This is a genomic window from Micromonospora sp. NPDC052213 (assembly GCF_040679695.1).
In the GTDB taxonomy this organism is placed as follows: domain Bacteria; phylum Actinomycetota; class Actinomycetes; order Mycobacteriales; family Micromonosporaceae; genus Micromonospora.
Genome location: NZ_JBFAVI010000003.1, coordinates 16,731 through 37,917, shown reverse-complemented (window position 1 = coordinate 37,917; position 21,187 = coordinate 16,731). Strand labels below are relative to the sequence as shown.

The window sequence follows — 21,187 nt, the reverse complement described above, 5'->3', positions numbered from 1 at the left end:
ACCTCCGTGCGTCGGGGTCTTCTCGGGCGCGATCAGCGGGAGACGCGGATCGGCATGATGAGGTAGCGGTACCCCGGGACGACCTCGCCATCCTCGCCGGCGGGCGAAATCACCGCGGGCTTGAAGGCGTCGACGAACGAGAGCACGGCGAACTGGGCCCCCAGGTTGGCAAGGCCGTCGATCAGATACTGCGGGTTGAAGCCGATGGTGAGCGGGTCGCCGGTGAAGGTGGCCTCCATGGCCTCGCTGGCCCGCGCCTCCTCGGTGCCGCCGGCCTCGACCACCAGGCCGTCGGCGCTGAAGCTGAGCAGCACCGGGGTCGCCCGCTCGGCCACCAGGGCGACCCGCTTGACGACCTCGATCAGGGTGCTGACGGGCACCCGGGCCTCGGCGTTGTGGGCGGCCGGGAAGAGCGAGCGCACCGGCGGGTAGTTCGCGCCGTCGAGCAGCCGGCTGGTGGTGCGCCGGGTGCCGCCGGCGAAGCCGATCATCCCCTCGCCGGCCGCGCCCTGGGAGAGCGCCATGGTGACCTGGCCGCCGAGCGGGCCGAGGGCCTTGGCGGTGTCGTGCAGCGTCCGGGCCGGCACGAGGGCGTTGATGCTGACCTCGGGGTCGTCCGGGTTCCACTCCATCTCGCGCAGGGCCAGCCGGTAGCGGTCGGTGGCGAGCATGGCCAGCGTGCCGCCGGAGAGTTCGATGCGTACGCCGGTCATCATCGGCAGCGTCTCGTCGCGGCCGGCGGCGACGGCGACCTGGGCGACGGCGGCGGCGAAGGCGGCCGCGTCGACGGTGCCGGCGCTCTCCGGCATCTCCGGCAGGGACGGGTAGTCCTCGACCGGCATGGTGGGCAGGGTGAACCGGGCGCTGCCGCAGACCAGTTCGAGGTGCGCCCCGACGGCCGCGATGTCCACCGGCTTGGCGGGCAGCGCCTTGGTGATCTCGGCAAGCAGCCGGCCGGAGACCAGGGCGGCCCCGTCGGCGTCCCCCTGCACCTCGACGGTCACCTGGCTGGAGACCTCGTAGTCGAAGCCGGAGACCTGCAGGTTCCCGTCCGTGACGCGCAGCATCACGCCCGCGAGCACCGGTACGGACGGCCGGTTGGGCAGGCTCTTCGCGGTCCAGGCCACGGCCTCGGCGAGCGCGTCGCGCTCTACTCGGAACTTCATCAATGCCTCCGCGTCGACGTCAGCGACAACTCTCTCATGCCGACCGCTGCCTACCGACCCGCCTGTCCGTGCGGGTACCCATCGCACCTTAGGGCGCGCGGGCATCGGCTGTGCGCCCGACCCCGTGGACTCCCCGGTGCCGGAGGCCCGCCCACGGCGGGGTCCGGCCAATCCACAGGAAGTCCAACGGTGGTGATTGGTTTTTGTTGTCTTAGAAGAGATAACTCGTCATCTTCATCGCACCTGTGCAAACTGTGGAGAACCGCCGTCTGCGCAGGTCAGACACGTTATCCACCGGTGGTTTGCCTGTGGAGAACCAGGGGTACAACCCGTGTCGCGATCCACAGGCGGCGACTTCCCCCAGGTTTTCCACCGTTGTCCACCGGTTGTCCACCGGTAATCCACGGACTTTCTCCCCAGTCCTGTGGACAGGCGGAACCGCCTCGACGGGCGTCATCCCCAGAACCTTCAACAGCTCGCCCACAGGCGGACCGTCGTCGGTGGACAACGACGACGTTGTCCCCAGGCGTCCACAGCGTCGTCCCCAGGGTTTCTCCACAACCTGTGGGTAACCGAGGATTGTGCGGACGGTAGTTATCCACAGGCGGTGGACGACGAGCTGTGGACAACGATCCGGGCGGTGGACGGACACGGCTTCGACGGTGTGGTCTCCACCATGTCGAGGGTCAAGCCCGGGCCGGCTGTGGAGAAGGGAGACGCGCCCGGCCGTTGGTCCGGCCGGGCGCTTCCGTCACTCCTCGCCCCACCGTGCGCGACGGTGGGCGTACGCGTCAGGTGTTCTGCTTGATCCGGTTCGTCAGCTCGGCGATCTGGTTGTAGAGCGAGCGGCGCTCGGCCATCTGCTGGCGGATCTTGCGGTCCGCGTGCATGACGGTGGTGTGGTCCCGCCCGCCGAACGCCTGCCCGATCCGGGGCAGCGACAGGTCGGTCAGTTCCCGGCACAGGTACATGGCCACCTGGCGGGCGTTCACCAGCACCCGGGAGCGGGAGTGCCCCCGCAGGTCCTCCAGGCTGACCCCGAAGTACTCGGAGGTGGAGACCATGATCTGGTCGGCGGTGATCTCCGGCCCGGCGCCGTCGGGGATGAAGTCCCGCAGCACCTCCTCGGCGAGCGACAGCTCGACTGTGGACCGGGTCAGGCTGGCGAACGCCGTCACCCGGATCAGCGCGCCCTCCAGTTCCCGGATCGAGTTCGACACCCGCGAGGCGATGAACTCCAGCACGTCCGGCGGGGCGTAGAGGCGCTCCTGCGCCGCCTTCTTCTGGAGGATCGCGATCCGGGTCTCCAGGTCCGGCGGCTGGATGTCGGCGAGCAGCCCCCACTCGAACCGGGTACGCAGCCGGTCCTCCAGGGTGGCGAGCTGCTTCGGCGACCGGTCGGAGGTGATCACGATCTGCTTGTTGGCGTTGTGCAGCGTGTTGAAGGTGTGGAAGAACTCCTCCTGGGTGCGCTCGCGGGTCTCCAGGAACTGGATGTCGTCGATCAACAGGATGTCGACGTCGCGGTAGCGCCGCTGGAACGCGCTGGTCTTGTCGTCCCGGAGCGAGTTGATGAAGTCGTTGGTGAACTCCTCGGTCGAGACGTACCGGACCGAGCGGGCGTTGCCCAGCGTCGTGGCGTAGTGCCCGATGGCGTGCAGCAGGTGCGTCTTGCCCAGCCCCGAGCTGCCGTAGATGAACAGCGGGTTGTACGCCTTCGCCGGCGACTCCGCCACCGCGACGCTCGCCGCGTGGGCGAAGCGGTTGGACGAGCCGATGACGAACGTCTCGAACATGTACTTCGGGTTGAGCCGGTTGCCGCCGCTCTCGACGCCGCCGGGCAGCCGCCGGTCGTCCCGGCCGCCGGGCCGGTGATCCACGCCACCCCGACCCGGCCCGCTGTCGGTGCCGGTGTCCCGGGGCAGCGCCCGGATCACGTGCTGGTCCCGGGGGGAGACGGCGTCCTCGCGGTAACGCGGCTCGAACCCGCGGGTGTCCGCGGTCGGCGGGTCCAGCCGGGCGGCCTGCTCGTCGAAGCCGCGTCGGTCGGGCGCGCGCCGGGACGGGGCCGCCCGGTCGGGCCGCGGCGGCTCGGCGAACGCCGTGCTGAACAGGGCCTCCTGGCCGTCCCGGTCGTCCGGGCCGGGCCGGAGCCCGTCGTCGACCGGCAGCGCGGCCGGGACCGTGCCGTCCGGCCGCCGCTCCGGGTGCGCCTGCTCGGGGATGAGCGGCGTCTGCTGCCCGCGGTCGAGGGCCGCGCCGTCCAGCAGCCCCACCGCCGCGCCGTCGAACGCCACCGGCCCGTCGCCGAAGTCGCGCGGCCCGCCGTCGTGGTCCACCGGCCCCGGCTCCGGGGCGCTGCGGTAGACGGTGCCCGCCGGGCGGCCGGAGCTGTCGTCGGCCACGCGCACGGTCACCGCGACCTGGATCGGCCGGCCCAGCCGGCGGGTGAGCGCCTCGGTGATCGCCGGGCGCAGCCGGGACTCGATCACGTCCCGGGTGAAGGCGTCCGGGACGGAGAGCAGCGCGGTGTCCTCGACGATGGCCCGCAGCCGGGTCAGCCGCAGGTACGCCCGCTGCTGCGCGGAGATGATCTCGTCGGCGAGTTCGTCGGTCGTCGCCGTCCACACCGCGGCAAGGTCGGTCGTGCCGGTCACCGTCGTGCCACCCCCTCGCCTCTGCTCCGCCGACGCCGCCGTCTTCTCCGGTCGGTCGCCCCGGGCCCGCCGCGTTCACGGGCGGAACGACACCCACCCGGACGGCCGACCGGTCCTCGTCCACAAGTTATCCACAGCCTGTGTACGTACCGATTGTGGCCGCCCGCCGGATGCGGGTCGGACCTGCCCCCTGCCTGAACGGGCGCTGAAGCGGGTTCACCGTGCCGAACGATTCACTGCCTTGTCCGGTCTTGCCCGCCAGCGACGACCGGACCCCTCGACGCTGACCGCAATCGGGCACGGTAACAGCGTTGTCCGCGCGCCATCAACCGCCGACGCGCGGCGACCCTTGGCAACATCAGCGAAAACCGCCGCTTCGGTCGTCGGCGGAGCACCGGTGTCCGCCCTGGTGGGGGTGTTTGACGGTGGTTGCACGCCTGCGTAGGCTGGATCGGCTGCTCTCTCGCCCTCTGCTAGGGTGATGGGTGCTTGCTGTCCGCGGTCGCTTCCCCGCATCGCCGAGGTCCCGCATCGCCGGGCAGCACCGATCGGGGGCCACCGCCGAGGTGGCCTGGACCACCACACGACCCCGGCGACCCCTCGCCCGGGGCGTACGAAAACGGAGAGCCTGACGTGAGCAAGCGCACCTACCAGCCGAACACCCGCCGGCGCGCGAAGACCCACGGCTTCCGGCTGCGCATGCGCACCCGTGCCGGCCGCGCCATCATCTCGACCCGTCGCTCCAAGGGCCGCGCCCGCCTGTCGGCCTGAGGCCGACCGGGTCAGGTCCGGGGGGACGTGGGCAGTCGTGCTGGCGGCCGCACAGCGACTGCGGCGCAGCACTGACTTCGCCGCAGCGGTCCGGGGTGGCCGCCGCGCCGGCCGTGGCGCGATCGTCGTCCACCTGAGCCTGCCGTCGACCCCCGACGCCGCGACAGCAACCTCGCCGGAGCCGGCGCGGAGCAGCGGTGCGGAGCAACCCTCCGCGCCGGCCCGCGCCGGCTTCGTCGTGTCCAAGGCAGTGGGCAACGCGGTCGTCCGCAACCGGGTCCGCCGCCGTCTGCGGCACCTGGTCCGCGAGCGGCTGACGGAGCTGCCCCCTGGGAGCACCCTGGTCGTCCGCGCGCTGCCGGCCGCGGCCGAGGCGGCGTACCCGCGACTGGGCGCCGACCTGGACGCGGCGATCGCCGCCGCGCGGGTGCCCCGCGGACGGCGGTCGCGGTGACCGCCGGGCCGGCCGCGCCACGGCCTGCGACGATCGGTGCCCGGGTGCTGAGCGGGCCGATCATCGCGTACCGTCGGTGGATAAGTCCGGCTCTGCCGGCCCGCTGTCGGTTCTACCCGTCGTGCAGCGCCTACGCCCTCGAGGCGGTGGCCCGGCACGGCGCTGTCCGGGGAGCTGGCCTGACGGTCCGGCGGCTGTTGCGCTGCCACCCCTTCCACCCAGGTGGACACGACCCGGTGCCGGAGCCGGGCGGACGCCGCCGTGCCGATGTGACTGGAGCCTGAGAATTGAGTCTCGACTGGATCTACTACGCGATTTCGTGGATCCTGCTGGCCTGGCATGGGGCCTGGGACGCCATCGGGGTGCCGGACACGGCGGTGCTCGGCACCAACTGGGCCTGGATCCTCGCCATCGTCTTCCTGGTGGTCACCGTCCGGGTGATCCTCTTCCCCGTCTTCGTCAAGCAGATCAAGTCGCAGCGGGCGATGCAGGCGCTCCAGCCGCAGGTGAAGGCGCTGCAGGAGAAGCACAAGGGTGACCGGGAGACGCTCCAGAAGGAGATGATGGAGCTCTACCGGAAGGAAAAGGCCAACCCGCTCATGGGCTGCCTTCCGATGGTCCTCCAGATCCCGGTCTTCCTCGGCCTGTTCCACGTGCTCCGCCGACTCGATCCGGGGAAGAGCGAGAGCGGCAAGACCCTCTACGGCTGGACGGTCGGCCAGTTCGAGAGCGCCTCGGCCGCGAAGCTCTTCACCGCGCCGATCGCCGGCAAGTTCGGCTCGACCGCCGACGAGCTGGCGGCGCTGAACGCCAACGGCACCACCGTCAAGATCATCGCCGGCATCCTGGTCCTGTTGATGATGGGCACGACCTACCTCACCAGCCGCCAGATGATCCTCAAGACCGGCTGGGCCGAGGATCCGCAGCAGCGGATGATCCAGAAGCTGATGCTCTACGGCATCCCGCTGTCGCTGCTCGTCTCCGGCGCCATCTTCCCCATCGGTGTGATCATCTACTGGGTCACCAACAACCTCTCCACCCTGGCGCAGCAGCAGTGGGTGCTGCGCAAGTTCCCGCCGCCGCCGACCGCCACCACCGGCAAGCCGGGCACCTCGGCCCGCAACCCGGTGCAGCCGGCCAAGACCGGCCTGCTGGGCCGCGCCAAGCCGGCCCCCCAGGCCCCGGCCAAGCCGGCCGCGCCGAAGGTCGCCGGCCCCAAGCCGGGCGCCAAGCCGGCCAACCCCAAGAAGGGCCGCCCCGCCAAGCGGCAGGGCTGAGGACCTCCGGGCCGCCGTCGGGAGACCGGCGGCGGCCCGTTCCGCACCGTGCAGCCGCCGTACGGCCGGCGCCGGGCGGAACCCGCCGCGCGCGGCGCGGTCACGGGCGAGACTGCCCGTACGACAGACGTGCCCGTGGGCACCGGCGACCTCCCGCCGGCCCCGGGAAACCAGCGGACCCGACGGTCCGGCCGAGCGAGTACGGAGATGAGACCGTGACCGACACCAGCACCCCCCGCGCTGAGCAGTCCCTGGACTCCGAGGGGACCGAGCCGACCGCGGTGAACGGCGAGACCGAGGAGACCGACGAGGAGTCGGCCACCAAGGAGAAGAAGCCCGCCGGCGAGAGCGAACTGTTCCGGCAGAGCGAGATCGCGGCCGACTACGTCGAGGGCCTGCTCGACATCCTCGACTACGACGGCGACATCGACGAGCTGGTCTCCGGCGGCCGTCCGGTCGTCGAGGTGGTCGGCGGCCGGCTGCAGAACCTGGTCGGCCAGCGCGGTGCCACCCTGGAGGCGCTTCAGGAGCTCGCCCGGCTCGCCGTCTTCCGGCAGACCGGCACGCCGAGCCGGCTGCTGCTCGACGTCGGCGGCTACCGGGCGAACCGCCGCAAGGAGCTCGCCGCCGTCGCCAAGAACGCCGTCGAGAAGGTCAAGGAGTACGGCGAGCCCGTGCGCCTGGAGCCGATGTCCGCGTTCGAGCGCAAGTGTGTGCACGACGTGGTCAACGCGATGAGCGGCGTGGAGAGCGAGTCCGAGGGCGTCGAGCCGAACCGGCGCATCATCGTCCGGCCGGCGGACTGACCGGGTGGACCACGACGACACCGCGGCCGGTGCCGCGGCCGGCCCGGGTGGCACGCCGCCCGGGCCGTCGCCTGTCCGGCCCGACTCGCCCGTGTCTTCCGACGCCGCCGCGTCGTCGGCCGGCGGCCGTGCCCCGTCGCCGGCCGACGCGGTGCTGCCGCCCGAGCTGGCCGGCGCGGCACGCACCCTCTTCGGCGACCGGATCGACCTGGCCGCCGCGTACGCCGAGCTGCTGGTCACCGACGGCGTGATCCGCGGCCTGATCGGGCCGCGCGAGGCCCCCCGGATCTGGGACCGGCACCTGCTCAACTGCGCGGCGGTGGCCGAGCGGATCCCGGAGGGCTCGACGGTGCTCGACGTCGGCTCCGGGGCGGGACTGCCCGGTCTGGTGCTCGCGATCGCGCGGCCGGATCTGACGGTGACCCTGATCGAGCCCCTCGCCCGGCGCACGTCCTTCCTCATCGAGGCGGTGCAGCACCTCGGATTGGCGAAGACGGTCCGGGTGTTCCGGGGCCGGGCCGACGAGGCGGCGACCGGGTCGACCGGGGTGGGCCCGCTGAGCGGGGACGTGGTCACCGCGCGCGCCGTTGCCCCGCTGGACCGGCTGTCGACGTGGTGCCTGCCGCTGGCCGTTCCCGGCGGTCGGCTCATCGCCCTCAAGGGCGCGTCGGCTGCCGACGAGATCGCCGAGCACGCGGAGACGGTGGCGCGGCTCGGCGGCGGGGAGCCCGAGATGCACCGCTGCGGCGAAGGAGTCATCGACCCGCCGACGACCGTGGTGGAGATCGTGCGGGAGCGGGTGGTGGGACTGGTTCGGCCCAAGGCGCCGAAGAGGTCGCGCGGCGGTCGGTCCCGTCGACGCTGACTCCACGTCGGAGGCGGCGCCCGAGCGGGTGCCCGCCGGAGTCCCGGGCGGCGGTTGCTTCGTTGAACCGGTACGGGTGGACGGAAGGGATGAGAACCCGACGTGGACCGGCTGCGCCCGTGAGCCGTAGGCTGGCCGCGCGTCGATAGTGTGGAGCGGGCGGCAAACGGAGGTTCACCGGGTCCCGACCGCTCCCGCCGGCCGTACGCTCCGCGGTGCGAGCACCACGTGCGGCCGGTTGACGGGGTGCGGACCGACCATCCGAAGCGGGCAGGGATGACAGGTGCATGACGACGGCAGGTACGACGATCCACGCGTGACCGGATCAGCGGGCGATCCGGTTTCACGTGAAACCGACTATCCGAGCTGGTCGCCCGACGGGCCGTCCCACGGTTCGTCGACCCGACCGCCGGACTGCGATCCGATCGTCCAACGGGACACCGCCGACCCGGCCGGGCCGGAGCTGCCGGCCGCCCGCCCGGCCTCCGACGGGCTGCCGCGCCCGGGCAACTCCGCCGGCGGTCGGGTGATCCCCATCCGCCGCAATCCCTCGGCCTCGGCGCGGTTCGAGGCGGCCGTGCCACAGCAGCCGACCCCGGACGCGGTGCCGGACGCCGCCCCCGAACCCGTACCCGTCACGGACACGCCCGCGTCCCCGGCCGCCGCCTACGGGCCCGCCGCGGCCGAGGCCGCGTACGTTTCACGTGAAACCCCGACGCGCGAAGAGGATGACCCACCGTTGGCTATGGAGGCGATGCGCGCCGTGCAGATCCTGAATCCGAGTGGCGAGGTGACGATGCCTCGCCCGGAACGGACGCGGGTCATGTGCGTCGCGAACCAGAAGGGCGGCGTGGGAAAGACCACGACCACGGTGAACCTGGCGGTGGCGCTCGCCCTGCACGGCAACCGGGTGCTGGTGGTCGACCTGGACCCGCAGGGCAACGCCTCCACCGGGCTCAACGTCCCGCACCACACCGGGGTGCCGGACGTCTACGACTGCCTCATCAACAGCGTGCCGCTGGAGGAGGTCGCCCAGGGGGTGGAGGGCATCCCCAACCTCTGGTGCGTGCCGGCCACGATCGACCTGGCCGGCGCGGAGATCGAGCTGGTGTCGGTGGTCGCCCGCGAGTCCCGGCTGGCTCGGGCCATCGCCGCCTACCCGGGCCACTTCGACTACGTCTTCATCGACTGCCCGCCGTCGCTCGGCCTGCTCACGGTCAACGCGCTCGTCGCCGCGCAGGAGGTGCTCATCCCGATCCAGTGCGAGTACTACGCGCTGGAGGGCTTGAACCAGCTGATCAACAACATCAACCTGGTTCGGCAGCACCTCAATCCGAAGCTCGAGGTCTCCACGATCCTGCTCACCATGTACGACCGGCGTACGCGGCTGGCCGACGCGGTGGAGCAGGACGTCCGGAACCACTTCGGCGACAAGGTGCTCCAGGCGGTCATCCCGCGCAACGTCCGCGTCTCCGAGGCACCGAGCTACGGCCAGTCCGTGATGACCTACGATCCGGGATCGCGGGGGGCGACGAGCTACTTCGAGGCCGCCCAGGAGATCGCCGAGCGTGGCGTCAAGGAGCCGGTGAGCCGGAATGCGTAGTGCGGAACAGTCGCTGGGAGGCGTGGCATGAAGAACCGTCCTCGGGGCGGTCTCGGTCGGGGCCTGGGGGCCCTCATCCCGACCGGACCGGCGCCGACCGCCGACGTCGCCCCGGCTGAGCCGGCGGCACCGACGACCGCCGTCGTCGGCACGCCTGCCGAGCCGGCGCCAACGCCGGTCAGTCCGCCCGTCGCGGCGCAGCCCGAGCCCACGCTCAGCCCGGTCCCGGGCGCCCGGTTCGCCGAGATCCCGGTCGACGCGATCGTGCCGAACCCGAAGCAGCCCCGACACATCTTCGACGAGGAGGCTCTGGAGGAACTGAAGACCTCGATCCAGGAGGTCGGCTTTCTCCAGCCGATCGTCGTACGGCAGCTCGACGACGAGAAGTACGAACTCGTCATGGGCGAGCGGCGCTGGCGGGCCGCGCAGGCGGTCGGGCGGGAGAGCATCCCCGCCATCGTCCGGGACACCCGGGACGACGCCATGCTCCGGGACGCGCTGCTGGAGAACATCCACCGCGCCAACCTGAACCCGCTGGAGGAGGCCGCCGCGTACCAGCAGTTGCTGGACGAGTTCGGCGCCACCCACGAGGAACTCGCCCGCCGGATCGGCCGGAGCCGCCCGCAGATCTCGAACACCATCCGGCTGCTCAACCTTCCGGCGCCGGTGCAGAAGCGGGTCGCCGCCGGCGTGCTCTCCGCCGGCCACGCCCGGGCGCTGCTGAGCCTCGACGAGTCGGAGGCGCAGGAGCAGCTGGCGGCACGGATCGTCGCAGAAGGGCTCTCGGTCCGGGCGACCGAGGAGATCGTGATGCTGGCGGTGAGCGATGGCAGCGCCGGCAAGAAGGAGACGGCCAAGCGCCGACCGAAGCCACACGCGCCCGCGCTGACGGATCTGGCCGACCGGCTCTCCGACCGGTTCGACACCCGGGTCAAGGTGGACATCGGCCGGAGCAAGGGCAAGATCACCATCGAGTTCGCGACGGTCGACGACCTGGAGCGGATCGTCGGCCTCATCGGCGTCGGCGAGGAGGAGGAGTCGGAGGGCTGACCCTTCGGCCGCCGGCCGCGTGACCCCACCGGGCCACGCGGCCGTTCCATGTCCGATGGTGGCGTCCATCCTCGGCGGTACGCCTACCGGGCCGGCGCCTCCGGCAGCTCGGCGCAACCACCGCTGTCGACCGCGCCGGGGCCCCTCATTCGAGCGCCACGGGCCTGAGGCGGCCTTGCCCTACCCGACTCCTGCTCGCTCGCACTTCTGGCGCTGTGGGGCAGCAGGAGGCGTTTTCGTCCCGCCCCCAGAGTGGGCCCGCTGCCGGGAACCGGGGTGCGGGTGTGGTGGTAGCGGTGGCTCCCCGGTTTCACGTGAAACCGGCGAGCCCGCCAGGCTTTCGCGGTCGTGGACGCGGGTCGTTGGGCGGGCGGCTTTTCGGCTACCGACACGTGCGGCGTTGGTGGGTGTGGCTCGTGAACCTGCGCGCACCGGCTCCACTAACCGTGAACATGGAGGCGGGAGTTGCGCTGGCGCCGAGGCGTCGAATCTCGGCTGCGCGGTTTCACGTGAAACGAGGCGCAGCCACAGGCCGCCGCCTCCTCCCACGGAAGGTTGGCCGACGAGGCAGGACCACGCCCGTCTGTCACCGGCCTTCGGAGGCTGCCCGATGACACCGTTGCGCCCTTCCCGGTTCGGGCCTCGGCACCTGGCCCCGGCGCCCGGCCGTCGGTTCCGCCCACGCCTCCGGCGGTGTCCCCGCCGCCGCGCCCCTTGATTCCCGACCCGCGCCCGGCTGCCCGATTCCGGCACCGGCCTCTGCAGTCCGGCCCTGTACAGCCCGGCTTCGACGTATGGCCCCTGCCTTGGTGCCCGGCATCGGTCTGTATGGCCCCCAGCCTTCGACGCCCGGCATCGGCCTGTGCGGCCTCCGCCTTCGACGCCCGGCATCCGCCTGCGTGGCCCCCGGCTTCGACCTGTACGACGGCCTCCGCCTCCGGCCTCCGCCTCCGGCCTCCGGCGTCTGACCGGGTCTCCGGCGCCTGCCCCGGCCTCCGGGAGCCCGACACCTGCCTCCCGGACCGGCTCCGGCAGCGATTGGAGGAGTCCAGGCTTCCTGACCCGGACCGCCGGGCGACCCGACCTCGGCTTCCTGCTTCCGGCTTTCGGAGTTGGCCCTCGTCCGGCCTGTGGCTCCGACACTGGCTGCCCGGCTTCCGCTCTCGCTCGGCGCTGTGACCCCGCCGACGAGCCGATGAACCGAGCGGGACAGCGCGTCGGGCGGGACGTCGGCGGAAACGGCGTCAACGGGAAACGCCCCCGTCGACCGGAACGGCCTCGACGGGTAATGGCCTCGACGGGTAATGGCGCGACCGGAGGGCGGTCGGTGTTGACACGCGCGGAGGGTCTCACGACCGAGTGCGCGAAGGTCCGCGCGACGGCCCCGGGCCGGACGGCGTTTCACGTGAAACGGCCGCCCTCCCGCGACGCCCGGTCGGCGCGGATCGGGGGCCGGAAGTTATCCACACCAGTTATCCACAGCCGCGTCTCGTTTCACGTGAAACCCCGCGTGAAACCCGTTGCTGGCCTGTGGATGACGGGGTGTGTTCCGGGTCTCAGCACCCTGTGGATATCTGTGGACAAGCCCTCTGGGTGGCCGCCTCGCGGCGGCCGACGCAGCGCCGCTGTCGGCTCGTTCGGGGTAGGGACACCGGTGACGGAAGCGGTTAGTGTCAGCGTCGTGCACGACACCCCTCCCGCAGTCCCGGACTTCGCCCAGTGGCCGTCCTTCCCCTTCGAGGGCGACCTTCGCGTCAAGCAACTCGACGATCCGGTCCCGGTCGAACCGCCCCGCAAGGGCGAGGGGCACCGGGAATGCACGGCCTGCAACGCCCCCGACGACGCCTACATCTGGGTGGGCGAGCGCTGGCGGGTACGCGCCATGGACCGCCCCACGGGGCTGCCGATGGTGCTGATCCTGGAATCCCGCTCGCATCTGGACCTCGGCGACCTGCCGAACCTGCTCGCCGCCGAACTGGGCGTGATGACCGTACGCCTGGAACGGGCGATCCGGTCCCTGGACGGGGTCGCGAGGGTGCACGTCAACCGCTGGGGCGACGGCTCGGCGCACCTGCACATATGGTTCCTCGCCCGGCCCTACGGTCGACTCCAGCTCCGCGGGACCTTCCTCTCCCTGTGGGACTCGATCCTGCCGCCCATCTCCGAGGCGCAATGGCGAGAGAATCTCGCCCTGGTTGCGGCCTGGCTCGCGGAGTTCGGGGGGCGGCCCCTGGCCGAGCCGTCGCGCATCCAGTGGCAGGCCCCGTCCAGCTTCACCGGGCAGCCCTCACCGGGGGACGACGCCACCACGGGCGAGGCGCTGTCCGTGATCGAGTCTGCGGAGGAGGCGCACGTCCCGACGGCCGACAGCCGGGAGGCCGACGCCGCCGCTCGGGAGGGCAGGCAGTCCGACGACTGACGCGGTACGGGCGGCCGCCCGAGGTCGCGGGGCGGCCGCCCGTACCGGCGGAAGGAATGGACGGTCAGGCCCGGCGCGTCGCGGCGCGTGCCACCAGCGTCCCGATCATCTTGCCGAAGTCCAGACCGGCGGCCTGTACGGCGAGCGGCAGCAGTGAGGTCTCGGTCATCCCCGGCGAGACGTTGACCTCCAGCACGTGCGGCTGCCCCGCCGAGTCCACGATCAGGTCGACGCGGCTGAGGTCGCGCAGGCCGAGCGCGGTGTGGGCAGCCAGCGCCACGTCGGCGACCGTGCCGGCCACCTCCGGCGTCAGTCGCGCCGGCGTGTGCCACGTCGTCCGGCCGGCGGTGTAGCGGGCGGCGTAGTCGTACACCCCGTTGCGGGGCACGATCTCCACCGCCGGCAGGGCCTGCGGCCCGTCGCCCAGGTCGACCACGGAGACCGCCACGTCCATGCCGGGCACGTACCGCTCCACCAGCGCCGTCTGGTCGTACGCGAAGCAGCCGACCATCGCGGCCGGGAGGGACGCGGCATCCCGGACCACGGCGGCGCCCAGCCCCGAACCCCCCTGGGCGGGCTTCACCATGAGCGGCAGCCCCAGCCGGTCGACGATGCGGTCCAGCACCGCCACCGCGCCCAGTTCGGAGAAGCGGTCGTGCGGGAGGGCCACCCAGTCCGGGGTGGGGATGTCCGCCTCGCGGAGCACCGCCTTGGCCGACGGCTTGTCCCAGGCGAGCCGGGAGGCGCGGGCGTCGCACCCCACGTAAGGGACACCGCAGAGGTCGAGCACGCCGCGCAGCGAGCCGTCCTCGCCGGTCGCGCCGTGCAGGGCGATGACGACGGCGTCCGGCGGGTCGACGCTCAGGGCCGGCAGCAGGGTCACGTCGGCGTCCCGCAGCTCGGCGTCCATCCCGACGGCGCGCAGCGCGTCGAGCACCCGGCGGCCGGACCGGAGCGAGACGTCACGTTCGTAGGAGAGCCCGCCCGCGAGCACCAGCACCCGCAGGTCGGCGGTGACGGCGGAGTCGGTCACGACGGAACGGTCGGCAGCGGTGGGAGCCATGTCGGAATCATGCCAAGTCGGGACCCGGCGTGTCCGAGCCGGCCTGCCCCCGCCGCGATCCGGGGCGGCCGACCGCGCCGAACACCCGCCGCATGGCGATGTCCTGCTCCATGACGCCGGCCAGCCGGCGCACGCCCTCGCGGATCCGCTCCGGGGGCGGGAAGGAGAAGTTGAGCCGCATGTTGCCGCTACCCGTGCCGTCGGCGTAGAAGCCGGTGCCCGGCACGTACGCCACGCGGGCGGCGATGGCCCGCGGCATCATCGCCTTCGAGTCGAGGCCGTCGGGGAGGGTCGCCCAGACGAAGAGGCCGCCGCCCGGCGTCGTCCAGGTGGTGCCCGCCGGCATCAGGTCCTCCAGCGCGGCGAGCATCGCGTCGCGCCGTTCCCGGTAGACCTCGCGGTAGACCTTGAGCTGCTCCCGCCAGGGCATGGTGCCGAGGTAGGTGGAGACGGCGGCCTGCGCGTAGCCGCTGGGGCAGAGGATCTGCGCCTCGCTGGCGATGACCAGTTTGTCGCGGACGGCGTGCGGTGCCAGGATCCAGCCCACCCGCAGACCCGGGGCGAAGGTCTTGGAGAAGGTGCTGAGGTAGAAGACCCCGTCGCGGCGCCGCGCGCGCAGCGGCGCCGGCGCGTCCCCCTCGAAGCCCAGCTGACCGTACGGGTCGTCCTCGACCACCAGGAGGCCGGCGCGCTCGCAGATGTCGAGCACCCGTTCCCGCCGCTCCTCGGTGAGCGTCACGCCGGTCGGGTTCTGGTAGGTGGGGATGGTGTAGAGGAACTTCACCCGCCGGCCGGCGCGGGCCTGCTCGGCGATGGCCGCCTCCAGCGCCTCCGGGATCAGCCCGTCGTCGTCCATCGGCACGTGCACCACCTGCGCCTGGGCGGCTTGGAACACCCCGAGCGCGCCGACGTAGGTCGGGCCCTCGGCGAGCACCACGTCACCCGGGTCGAGGAAGAGCCGGGCCACCAGGTCGAGCGCCTGCTGCCCGCCGACGGTGACGACCACGTCCTCCGGGGAGGCGCCGCAGGCGGCGTCGATGCCGGAGAGTGCCATCACCTCGCAGATCCGCTCGCGCAGCTCCAGGGTGCCCTGGCCGATGCCGTACTGGAGGGTGGTGACGCCGTGCTCGGCGCCGAGCCGGCCGAGCATCTCACCGACGGCGTCGAGCGGCAGCGCCGCGATGTAGGGAGCGCCGCCGGCGAGCGAGACCACCTCCGGCCGGCTGGCCACCGCGAAGAGCGCGCGGATCTCCGAGGCGGTCATGCCCCGCACACGGCGGGCGTACCGGTCGGTGTAGTCGTCGAGCGTCGTGCCGGTCATGACATCACCTCGATGGCTGCTCGGGTGGATCCCGCCCCGCGTACCCGGGACAACGGCGACCATGGCGACGCGGGACGCCGGGTGCCGATCCTAGTCGCCCCTGCCAGGAAGGCCGCTACGACGTGACCAGCGTCCACATCGCGGACCACCGGCGGCCCTCCCGGAGGTGGTCGTTCGCGCGTCCCCTCCCGTGGCGTCCGGAACCGGCGTACGATCGCTCGTCGGGGGCAGGAAGGCGGCGTTGTCGTTCCGTGCCGGTCTCACCTCCGAGCCTAGTGTGGAGATGCGCCAATGTCGCGACGTCTGGTCAGCTTGACCCTCGACACCCTGGAGGACGTGCCCCGTCCGTGCCGGCAGTGCGTCTACTGGGAGCTTGACCCGGTTTCGGCGGACCGGGCCTGCGCCGCGGGCGACCCGGGGCTGGAGAAGGAGGCCTGGGTCTCGCAGACGCTGCTGGAGTGGGGGTCCTGCGGCAAGCTCGTCTACGTCGACGGGATGCCGGCCGGCTACGTCCTGTACGCCCCGCCGGCCTACGTGCCCCGCTCGATGGCGTTCCCCACCTCCCCGGTCTCGGCCGACGCGGCGCTGCTGATGACGGCCAACGTGGTGCCCGCCTTCGCCGGTGGCGGGCTGGGCCGGATGTTGGTCCAGGGGGTCGCCCGGGATCTCACCAAGCGCGGCATCAAGGCGATCGAGGCGTTCGGTGACGCGAAGTTCGGTGACGCGGCGGACCCGGCCGGCACCTGTGTCGCCCCGGCCGACTTCTTCCTCTCCGTGGGCTTCAAGACGGTCCGTCCGCACCCGCGCTTCCCCCGCCTCCGGCTGGAGCTGCGTACGGCCCTGAGCTGGAAGTCCGACGTCGAGTACGCGCTGGAGAAGCTGCTCGGCTCGATGAGCCCCGAGACGCTGCTCCGCCCGGTCCGCCCGGCCCCGGCCACCCGCTCCACCGCCGGCTGACCGCGCCGACCGCCCACCCGCTCCACGACAGCACCGGCCGCTGCCCGGCCCACGACCGCGCCGACCGCCGTTCAGTCCACCACCGTGCCGGCGGCCACGACCGCCCGCAGTTCGCTCACGTCGATCGAGCCGGTCGGCACGTCCCGCTCCACGGGGAAGTACATTCGCTGCACCGCGGCCACGACGGCCTCGGCCACCAGGTCCCGGAACCGGGGGTCGACCAGCCGGGCCCGGTCGCCGGGCGAGGTGAGGTAGCCGACCTCGACGCGTACGGCCGGCATCCGGGTCAGCCGGAGCAGGTCCCACGCCTTCGCGTGCGTACGGCAGTCGCGCAGCCCGGTACGGGCGACGATCTCCCGCTGCACGAGCCCGGCGAGCCGTTCCCCGGTCGCCGAGGTGACCCCGTTGTCGGTGCCGTAGTGGTAGGTCGCGACGCCCTCGGCCGCCGGGTTGGCGTGCCCGTCGAGGTGCAGCGAGATGAACACGTCGGCCCCGAGCGAGTTGGCCAGCTCGGCCCGGTCGACGTCCGGCAGGCAGTCCTCCGGGGCCGGCCCGCGGGTGAGCTGCACCCGGACGCCGGAGGCGGCGAGCCGGCCCTCCAGCCGACTGGCCAGGTCGTGCACCAGGTCCGCCTCGGTCCACCGCAGCCGCCCGTCCGGCACCACCACGCCCGGGTCGGTGCCCCCGTGACCGGGGTCGACGACCACGGTCCGCCCCACCAGCGTCGGGCCGGACTGCCGGATGGCGTCGGACTCGCGCAGCCACTGCGGCCGCCCGCCGACGACCTTGCGCCCGAGCCGGCGCAGCGCGTTCATGGTGTGCGGCCCGCACGAGCCGTCGGGCGTCAGCCCGACCTCGCGCTGGAACTGGGCGACCGCCCGGGAGGTCCGTACGCCGTAGATCGCGTCGGCGCGGCCCACGTCGTACCCCATCTCCAGCAGTCGTTCCTGGAGCGACCGGACGTCCTCGCCGGTGAGCGGCTCGGAAACCGAGTGGTAGAGGGTGCGGGCGCCGAGCCGCCAGCGGGCGGCGTCCAGGGCCCGCCAGGTCTCCGCGCCGACCCGGCCGTCCACGCTGAGACCCCGGGACTGCTGGAAGGCCCGTACGGCCCGTTCGGTGTGGGCGTCGAACTCGTCGGCGTCGGGTGCCATCGGCGCGAGCAGGTCGAGGCCGGTCAGCACCGTACGGATCTCGGTGACCGCGGGTCCACGGTCACCGGGTCGGATCGGACGCACGCACGACCCCCTCTGCACGGACGCTGGCTGGCCGGGCGGCCCCGGGGTTGAGGTTATGCGTTCCGGGGACCTCAGGTGGGCGCGCCGGGAAAAGACGTCGACCCCGTCCCCCGGGCGGACCGGGTACGGGGTCGACGTGCGTACGTGCAGCTCAGAGCGCCGATTCGATGAGCCTGACCAGCTCACCCTTCGGCTTGGCGCCGGCGATCGACTGCACCGGCTCGCCGTTCTTGAACACGGTGAGGGTCGGGACGGACATTACCCGGTACGCGCGGGCGGTCTCCGGGTTCTCGTCGATGTTGAGCTTGACGATGGTGACCTGGTCGCCCATCTCGCCGGCGATCTCCTCCAGCAGCGGCGACACCTTGCGGCACGGCCCGCACCACTCGGCCCAGAAGTCCACCAGAACCGGCTTGTCGGACTTCAGCACGTCGGCGGCGAAACTCGCGTCGGTGACCGACTTCGTTGCTCCCACTATGACTCTCCTCCGGAGTTCTTGGTTGTTCAGCCCTGCAGCGTGGCGATGAAGCGCTCGGCGTCCAGCGCGGCGGCGCAGCCCGTACCGGCGGCGGTGATGGCCTGCCGGTAGGTGTGGTCCACCAGGTCGCCGGCGGCGAAGACACCGGGCACGCTGGTCCGGGTGCTCGGCGACTGGACCTTCACGTAGCCCTCGTCGTCCAGCTCCACCTGACCCCGGAAGAGCTCGCTGCGCGGGTCGTGACCGATGGCCACGAAGACGCCGGTGACGTCGAGGACCTTGGACTCGCCGGTGTGCGTGTTGCGCACCCGTACGCCCGAGACCTTGCCGTCGTCGCCGAGGATCTCCTCGACCACGGTGTTCCACTCGACCTTGATCTTGTCGTTGCCCAGTGCCCGCTCGGCCATGATCTTGCTGGCCCGGAAGGAGTCCCGGCGGTGGATGATGGTGACCGACTCGGCGAACCGGGTGAGGAAGCTGGCCTCCTCCATCGCCGAGTCACCGCCGCCGACGACCACGATGTGCTGGTTGCGGAAGAAGAAGCCGTCGCAGGTGGCGCAGGACGAGACGCCGTGGCCCAGGTACTCCTGCTCGCCCGGGACGCCCAGCGGACGCCACGCCGAGCCGGTGCTGAGGATGACGGCCTTCGCCCGGTAGGCGGTCTGACCCACCCAGACGGTGCTGACCGCGTCGGAGCCGACGCTGCCGGTGTCCTTCAGTTCCACCCGCGTCACGTCGTCGGTGAGGAACTCCGCGCCGAAGCGCTCGGCCTGCTTGCGCATGTTGTCCATCAGCTCGGGGCCGAGGATGCCGTCGGCGAAACCGGGGAAGTTCTCCACCTCGGTCGTCGTCATCAGCGCGCCGCCGGACTGCACGCCCTCGATGATGAGCGGCTTGAGGTTGGCGCGCGCCGCGTAGACCGCCGCCGTGTAACCGGCCGGCCCGGAGCCGATGATGATCAGGTTGCGGACCTCGTCCACTGCCGTCTCCCGATAGTGTTGTTCGCCATCGGCGCGCGCACCGATGCCGATCCGATGCCGACGCCCCTCGCGGTGCCGGCAGTCTGATGTGCAGAACGTCATCGTACGAACCGGGAATTCCCGAGCCGGTCATCCGGTGGGTCAGGTCACGTGGACGGTCAAACGTCCGGTGGCCGCGAATTCACCCTACCCGCGTGCGGTAGCGGCTGTCCGAGCCGGATCCGGGCACCCCGCATTCCGGTCCGCTCACCCAGGCCCAGAGGGCGCCGCTGTTGTCAGTGAACCGGACGACCAGCGCCGGCTGGCCCTGGAAGCGGGCGTAGTCGACCACGTCGACCACCAGCGGCCCGCCGCCGTGCTCGGCGCCGATCTCGTGGATGCAGTCGCTCAGCGCGGCCGGGTCGGTGAGCCGGTCGAGGCCGACCGCGTCGCCGGGCAGCCGCCCACCCTCCGCCTGGCCGTCCGGCCCGGGGCCGGCGCTGAACTGCTGCGCCCGCATCGTCGGCGAGACGTCGGCCAGGGACGCGGGTGTGTAGTCCCTCCCACTGCGCAGTGTGGGCTCGCCCGCCCGGAACGGCGTGCCGGCGGGGGCGGCGACCTTCGGTTCGGTCGGCCGGGACAACGCCGTGTCCGCGGCCCCGTCCCCCTGCTCGCCGGTGAGCTGACTGACGCCCAGCCCGACCGCCGCGATCGACACCGCGGCGAGCGCGACCGGGCCGGCCAGCCGGGACCAGCGGCGACGCCGTCGGCCCGGCCCCGTGGTCGCGCCCCGGCCGGGCTCCGAGCGGGGTACGCCGGCAGGGCGCCGCGCGGACCCGCCGAACGGCTGTGCCGGCACGACCCCGCCCGACCTGCCCGTCCCCGGCTCGTCGGCCGGCAGCGCGTCGCCGCCCCCGGCCCCGGAGCGAACGTCCTCGGAGCGGGCCGGCACGGAGTCGCGCGGCTCGGGACGCACCAGGTCGGAGCGGGCCGGCGTCGGATCGAGCGGGCCGGAGTCGGGCGCGGGGGCGTTGGCCAGGGCCGCGACGAGCCGGTCGGTGACGTCCGTGGGCATCTCGGGGGCCGGGCCGGCCCAGGCGGCGGCCAGGTCGGCCCGGACGCCTGCCAGGGCCGGGGCCAGCAGCGCGTACGCCTCCGCCCAGGCCACGTCCTCGTCGACCAGCCGGGCGACGCGCGCTTCGTCCGGGGTGCCGTCCAGCGCCCCGCCGACGTAGTCGGCGAGCAGGTCGTGGTCGACCTCTCCGAACCCCCCGGCCGTCACACGTCCTCCTGGTGGGCATCCTGCCGGGACCGTCCCGACCCCGATCGGACGCCCTCGGGCGGTCGCGGGTTCCCTCCGGTGACGGCCGGCACGTTGGGGCCCGCCGCCGGGGCGGGCTGCGGCGACTCCTGCCGCTGCGGGGCGGGGCCCGGCGGCTCGGACTGCTGTGGGGCGGGCCGGGGGCGCAGGTGCCCGAGTTGCGTCGCGAGGCGGGCCCGGCCCCGGGCGCACCGGCTCTTGACCGTGCCCTCGGCGACGCCGAGGATCCGGGCCACCTCGGCCACCGGGTAGCCCTGCACGTCCACCAGGACCAGCGCCGCCCGCTGCTCGGCCGGCAGCCCGGCGAGCGCCTGGCGGACCACCAGCGCCGTGTCGTGGTCGTGGACGGGAGCCGCCGGCTCGACGCCGCCGGTGGCGGAGCCGGAGTCGCCGTCCCGGACCCCGTCCGGCAGCGGGACCGTGGGATGCGCCTGCCGGCGGCGGATCCTGTCCAGGCAGGCGTTCACGACGATCCGGTGCAGCCAGGTGGTGACCGCCGAGTCGCCCCGGAACCGGCCGGCGGCGCGATGGGCGGACAGCAGCGCGTCCTGGAGGGCGTCGGCGGCCTCCTCGCGGTCGCCGAGCGTCCGCAGCGCCACCGCCCAGAGGCGGTCGCGGTGCCGGTGGAACAGCTCGGTGAAGGCGTCCCGGTCGCCCGCCACGTGGGCGTGCAGGAGTTCGAGGTCCGTCGGCCCGGCCGGCGGCACCGACGACGCGACCGGTGGGCCGCTCGCTCCGCCCACCGGTCCACCGCCCGTCCGCTCCCCGCGTATGCCCATCACCAC

The 21,187-nt window shown here is 72.8% G+C and carries 18 protein-coding genes and 1 pseudogene; 10 read left to right on the top strand and 9 right to left on the bottom strand.

What is annotated here, in order from left to right; genetic code table 11:
* Window positions 1–32: 32 nt before the first annotated feature.
* Both dnaN and dnaA read right to left on the bottom strand, forming a co-directional pair.
* Complete coding sequence (dnaN, locus tag AB0L34_RS01530; protein WP_363700963.1) at window positions 33–1,166, bottom strand: DNA polymerase III subunit beta; 1,134 nt, start codon at window positions 1,164–1,166, stop codon at window positions 33–35.
* 791 nt (window positions 1,167–1,957) lie between these two features.
* Window positions 1,958–3,823, bottom strand: coding sequence for a chromosomal replication initiator protein DnaA (dnaA, locus tag AB0L34_RS01525; protein WP_363700961.1), 1,866 nt, complete (start codon window positions 3,821–3,823; stop codon window positions 1,958–1,960).
* Window positions 3,824–4,456: 633 nt separating this feature from the next.
* Between dnaA and rpmH the strand changes: the two genes are divergently transcribed.
* The 9 genes and pseudogenes from rpmH to AB0L34_RS01480 all read left to right on the top strand — a co-directional run.
* On the top strand, window positions 4,457–4,594 hold the full coding sequence (gene rpmH, locus AB0L34_RS01520; protein WP_091100492.1) for a 50S ribosomal protein L34: 138 nt from the start codon (window positions 4,457–4,459) through the stop codon (window positions 4,592–4,594).
* Window positions 4,595–4,631: 37 nt separating this feature from the next.
* The gene (gene rnpA / locus AB0L34_RS01515; RefSeq protein WP_357450234.1) at window positions 4,632–5,048 is read left to right on the top strand and encodes a ribonuclease P protein component; all 417 of its coding nucleotides are present in this window, start codon (window positions 4,632–4,634) and stop codon (window positions 5,046–5,048) included.
* Between the two features lie 44 nt (window positions 5,049–5,092).
* Window positions 5,093–5,332: a membrane protein insertion efficiency factor YidD gene (gene yidD, locus AB0L34_RS01510; protein ID WP_350677800.1), complete on the top strand. Its 240-nt coding sequence runs from the start codon at window positions 5,093–5,095 to the stop codon at window positions 5,330–5,332.
* Between the two features lie 3 nt (window positions 5,333–5,335).
* Window positions 5,336–6,325 carry a membrane protein insertase YidC gene (yidC, locus tag AB0L34_RS01505; protein WP_357450237.1) on the top strand — a complete coding sequence of 330 codons (990 nt, stop codon included), beginning with the start codon at window positions 5,336–5,338 and terminating at the stop codon, window positions 6,323–6,325.
* A gap of 215 nt (window positions 6,326–6,540) precedes the next feature.
* Window positions 6,541–7,131, top strand: coding sequence for a R3H domain-containing nucleic acid-binding protein (locus AB0L34_RS01500; RefSeq protein ID WP_363700958.1), 591 nt, complete (start codon window positions 6,541–6,543; stop codon window positions 7,129–7,131).
* A gap of 151 nt (window positions 7,132–7,282) precedes the next feature.
* The gene (rsmG, locus tag AB0L34_RS01495; protein ID WP_363701079.1) at window positions 7,283–7,996 is read left to right on the top strand and encodes a 16S rRNA (guanine(527)-N(7))-methyltransferase RsmG; all 714 of its coding nucleotides are present in this window, start codon (window positions 7,283–7,285) and stop codon (window positions 7,994–7,996) included.
* A 283-nt stretch (window positions 7,997–8,279) separates the two neighbouring features.
* On the top strand, window positions 8,280–9,599 hold the full coding sequence (locus tag AB0L34_RS01490; RefSeq protein ID WP_363700956.1) for an AAA family ATPase: 1,320 nt from the start codon (window positions 8,280–8,282) through the stop codon (window positions 9,597–9,599).
* 27 nt (window positions 9,600–9,626) lie between these two features.
* A complete protein-coding gene (locus AB0L34_RS01485; RefSeq protein WP_363700954.1) occupies window positions 9,627–10,649 on the top strand; it encodes a ParB/RepB/Spo0J family partition protein in 1,023 nt (340 codons plus the stop codon).
* Window positions 10,650–12,330: 1,681 nt separating this feature from the next.
* Window positions 12,331–12,939 (top strand): annotated as a pseudogene (locus tag AB0L34_RS01480) (hypothetical protein); the annotation flags it as partial.
* Window positions 12,940–13,132: 193 nt separating this feature from the next.
* Here AB0L34_RS01480 and AB0L34_RS01475 read toward each other — a convergent pair.
* Together AB0L34_RS01475 and AB0L34_RS01470 are read right to left on the bottom strand one after the other, a co-directional pair.
* Window positions 13,133–14,131, bottom strand: a complete 999-nt coding sequence (locus AB0L34_RS01475; protein ID WP_363700952.1) for a D-alanine--D-alanine ligase — start codon at window positions 14,129–14,131, stop codon at window positions 13,133–13,135.
* 7 nt (window positions 14,132–14,138) lie between these two features.
* A complete protein-coding gene (locus AB0L34_RS01470; RefSeq protein WP_357450255.1) occupies window positions 14,139–15,452 on the bottom strand; it encodes a PLP-dependent aminotransferase family protein in 1,314 nt (437 codons plus the stop codon).
* A 291-nt stretch (window positions 15,453–15,743) separates the two neighbouring features.
* Between AB0L34_RS01470 and AB0L34_RS01465 the strand changes: the two genes are divergently transcribed.
* Entirely contained in the window at window positions 15,744–16,409 is a 666-nt protein-coding gene (locus AB0L34_RS01465; RefSeq protein ID WP_357450258.1) for a GNAT family N-acetyltransferase, read from the top strand.
* Window positions 16,410–16,480: 71 nt separating this feature from the next.
* On the opposite strand, the gene AB0L34_RS01460 is transcribed toward AB0L34_RS01465, so the two are convergent.
* The 5 genes from AB0L34_RS01460 to sigM form a co-directional block, all read right to left on the bottom strand.
* Window positions 16,481–17,644, bottom strand: a complete 1,164-nt coding sequence (locus AB0L34_RS01460; protein ID WP_363700949.1) for an N-acetylmuramoyl-L-alanine amidase — start codon at window positions 17,642–17,644, stop codon at window positions 16,481–16,483.
* Window positions 17,645–17,795: 151 nt separating this feature from the next.
* A complete protein-coding gene (trxA, locus tag AB0L34_RS01455) occupies window positions 17,796–18,119 on the bottom strand; it encodes a thioredoxin (RefSeq protein ID WP_132235478.1) in 324 nt (107 codons plus the stop codon).
* 29 nt (window positions 18,120–18,148) lie between these two features.
* Window positions 18,149–19,102, bottom strand: a complete 954-nt coding sequence (gene trxB / locus AB0L34_RS01450; RefSeq protein WP_363700947.1) for a thioredoxin-disulfide reductase — start codon at window positions 19,100–19,102, stop codon at window positions 18,149–18,151.
* A 181-nt stretch (window positions 19,103–19,283) separates the two neighbouring features.
* Entirely contained in the window at window positions 19,284–20,363 is a 1,080-nt protein-coding gene (locus AB0L34_RS01445) for a hypothetical protein (protein WP_363700945.1), read from the bottom strand.
* Complete coding sequence (gene sigM / locus AB0L34_RS01440; protein ID WP_363700943.1) at window positions 20,360–21,181, bottom strand: RNA polymerase sigma factor SigM; 822 nt, start codon at window positions 21,179–21,181, stop codon at window positions 20,360–20,362. The genes AB0L34_RS01445 and sigM overlap by 4 nt, the downstream gene beginning before the upstream one ends.
* Window positions 21,182–21,187 lie beyond the last annotated feature (6 nt).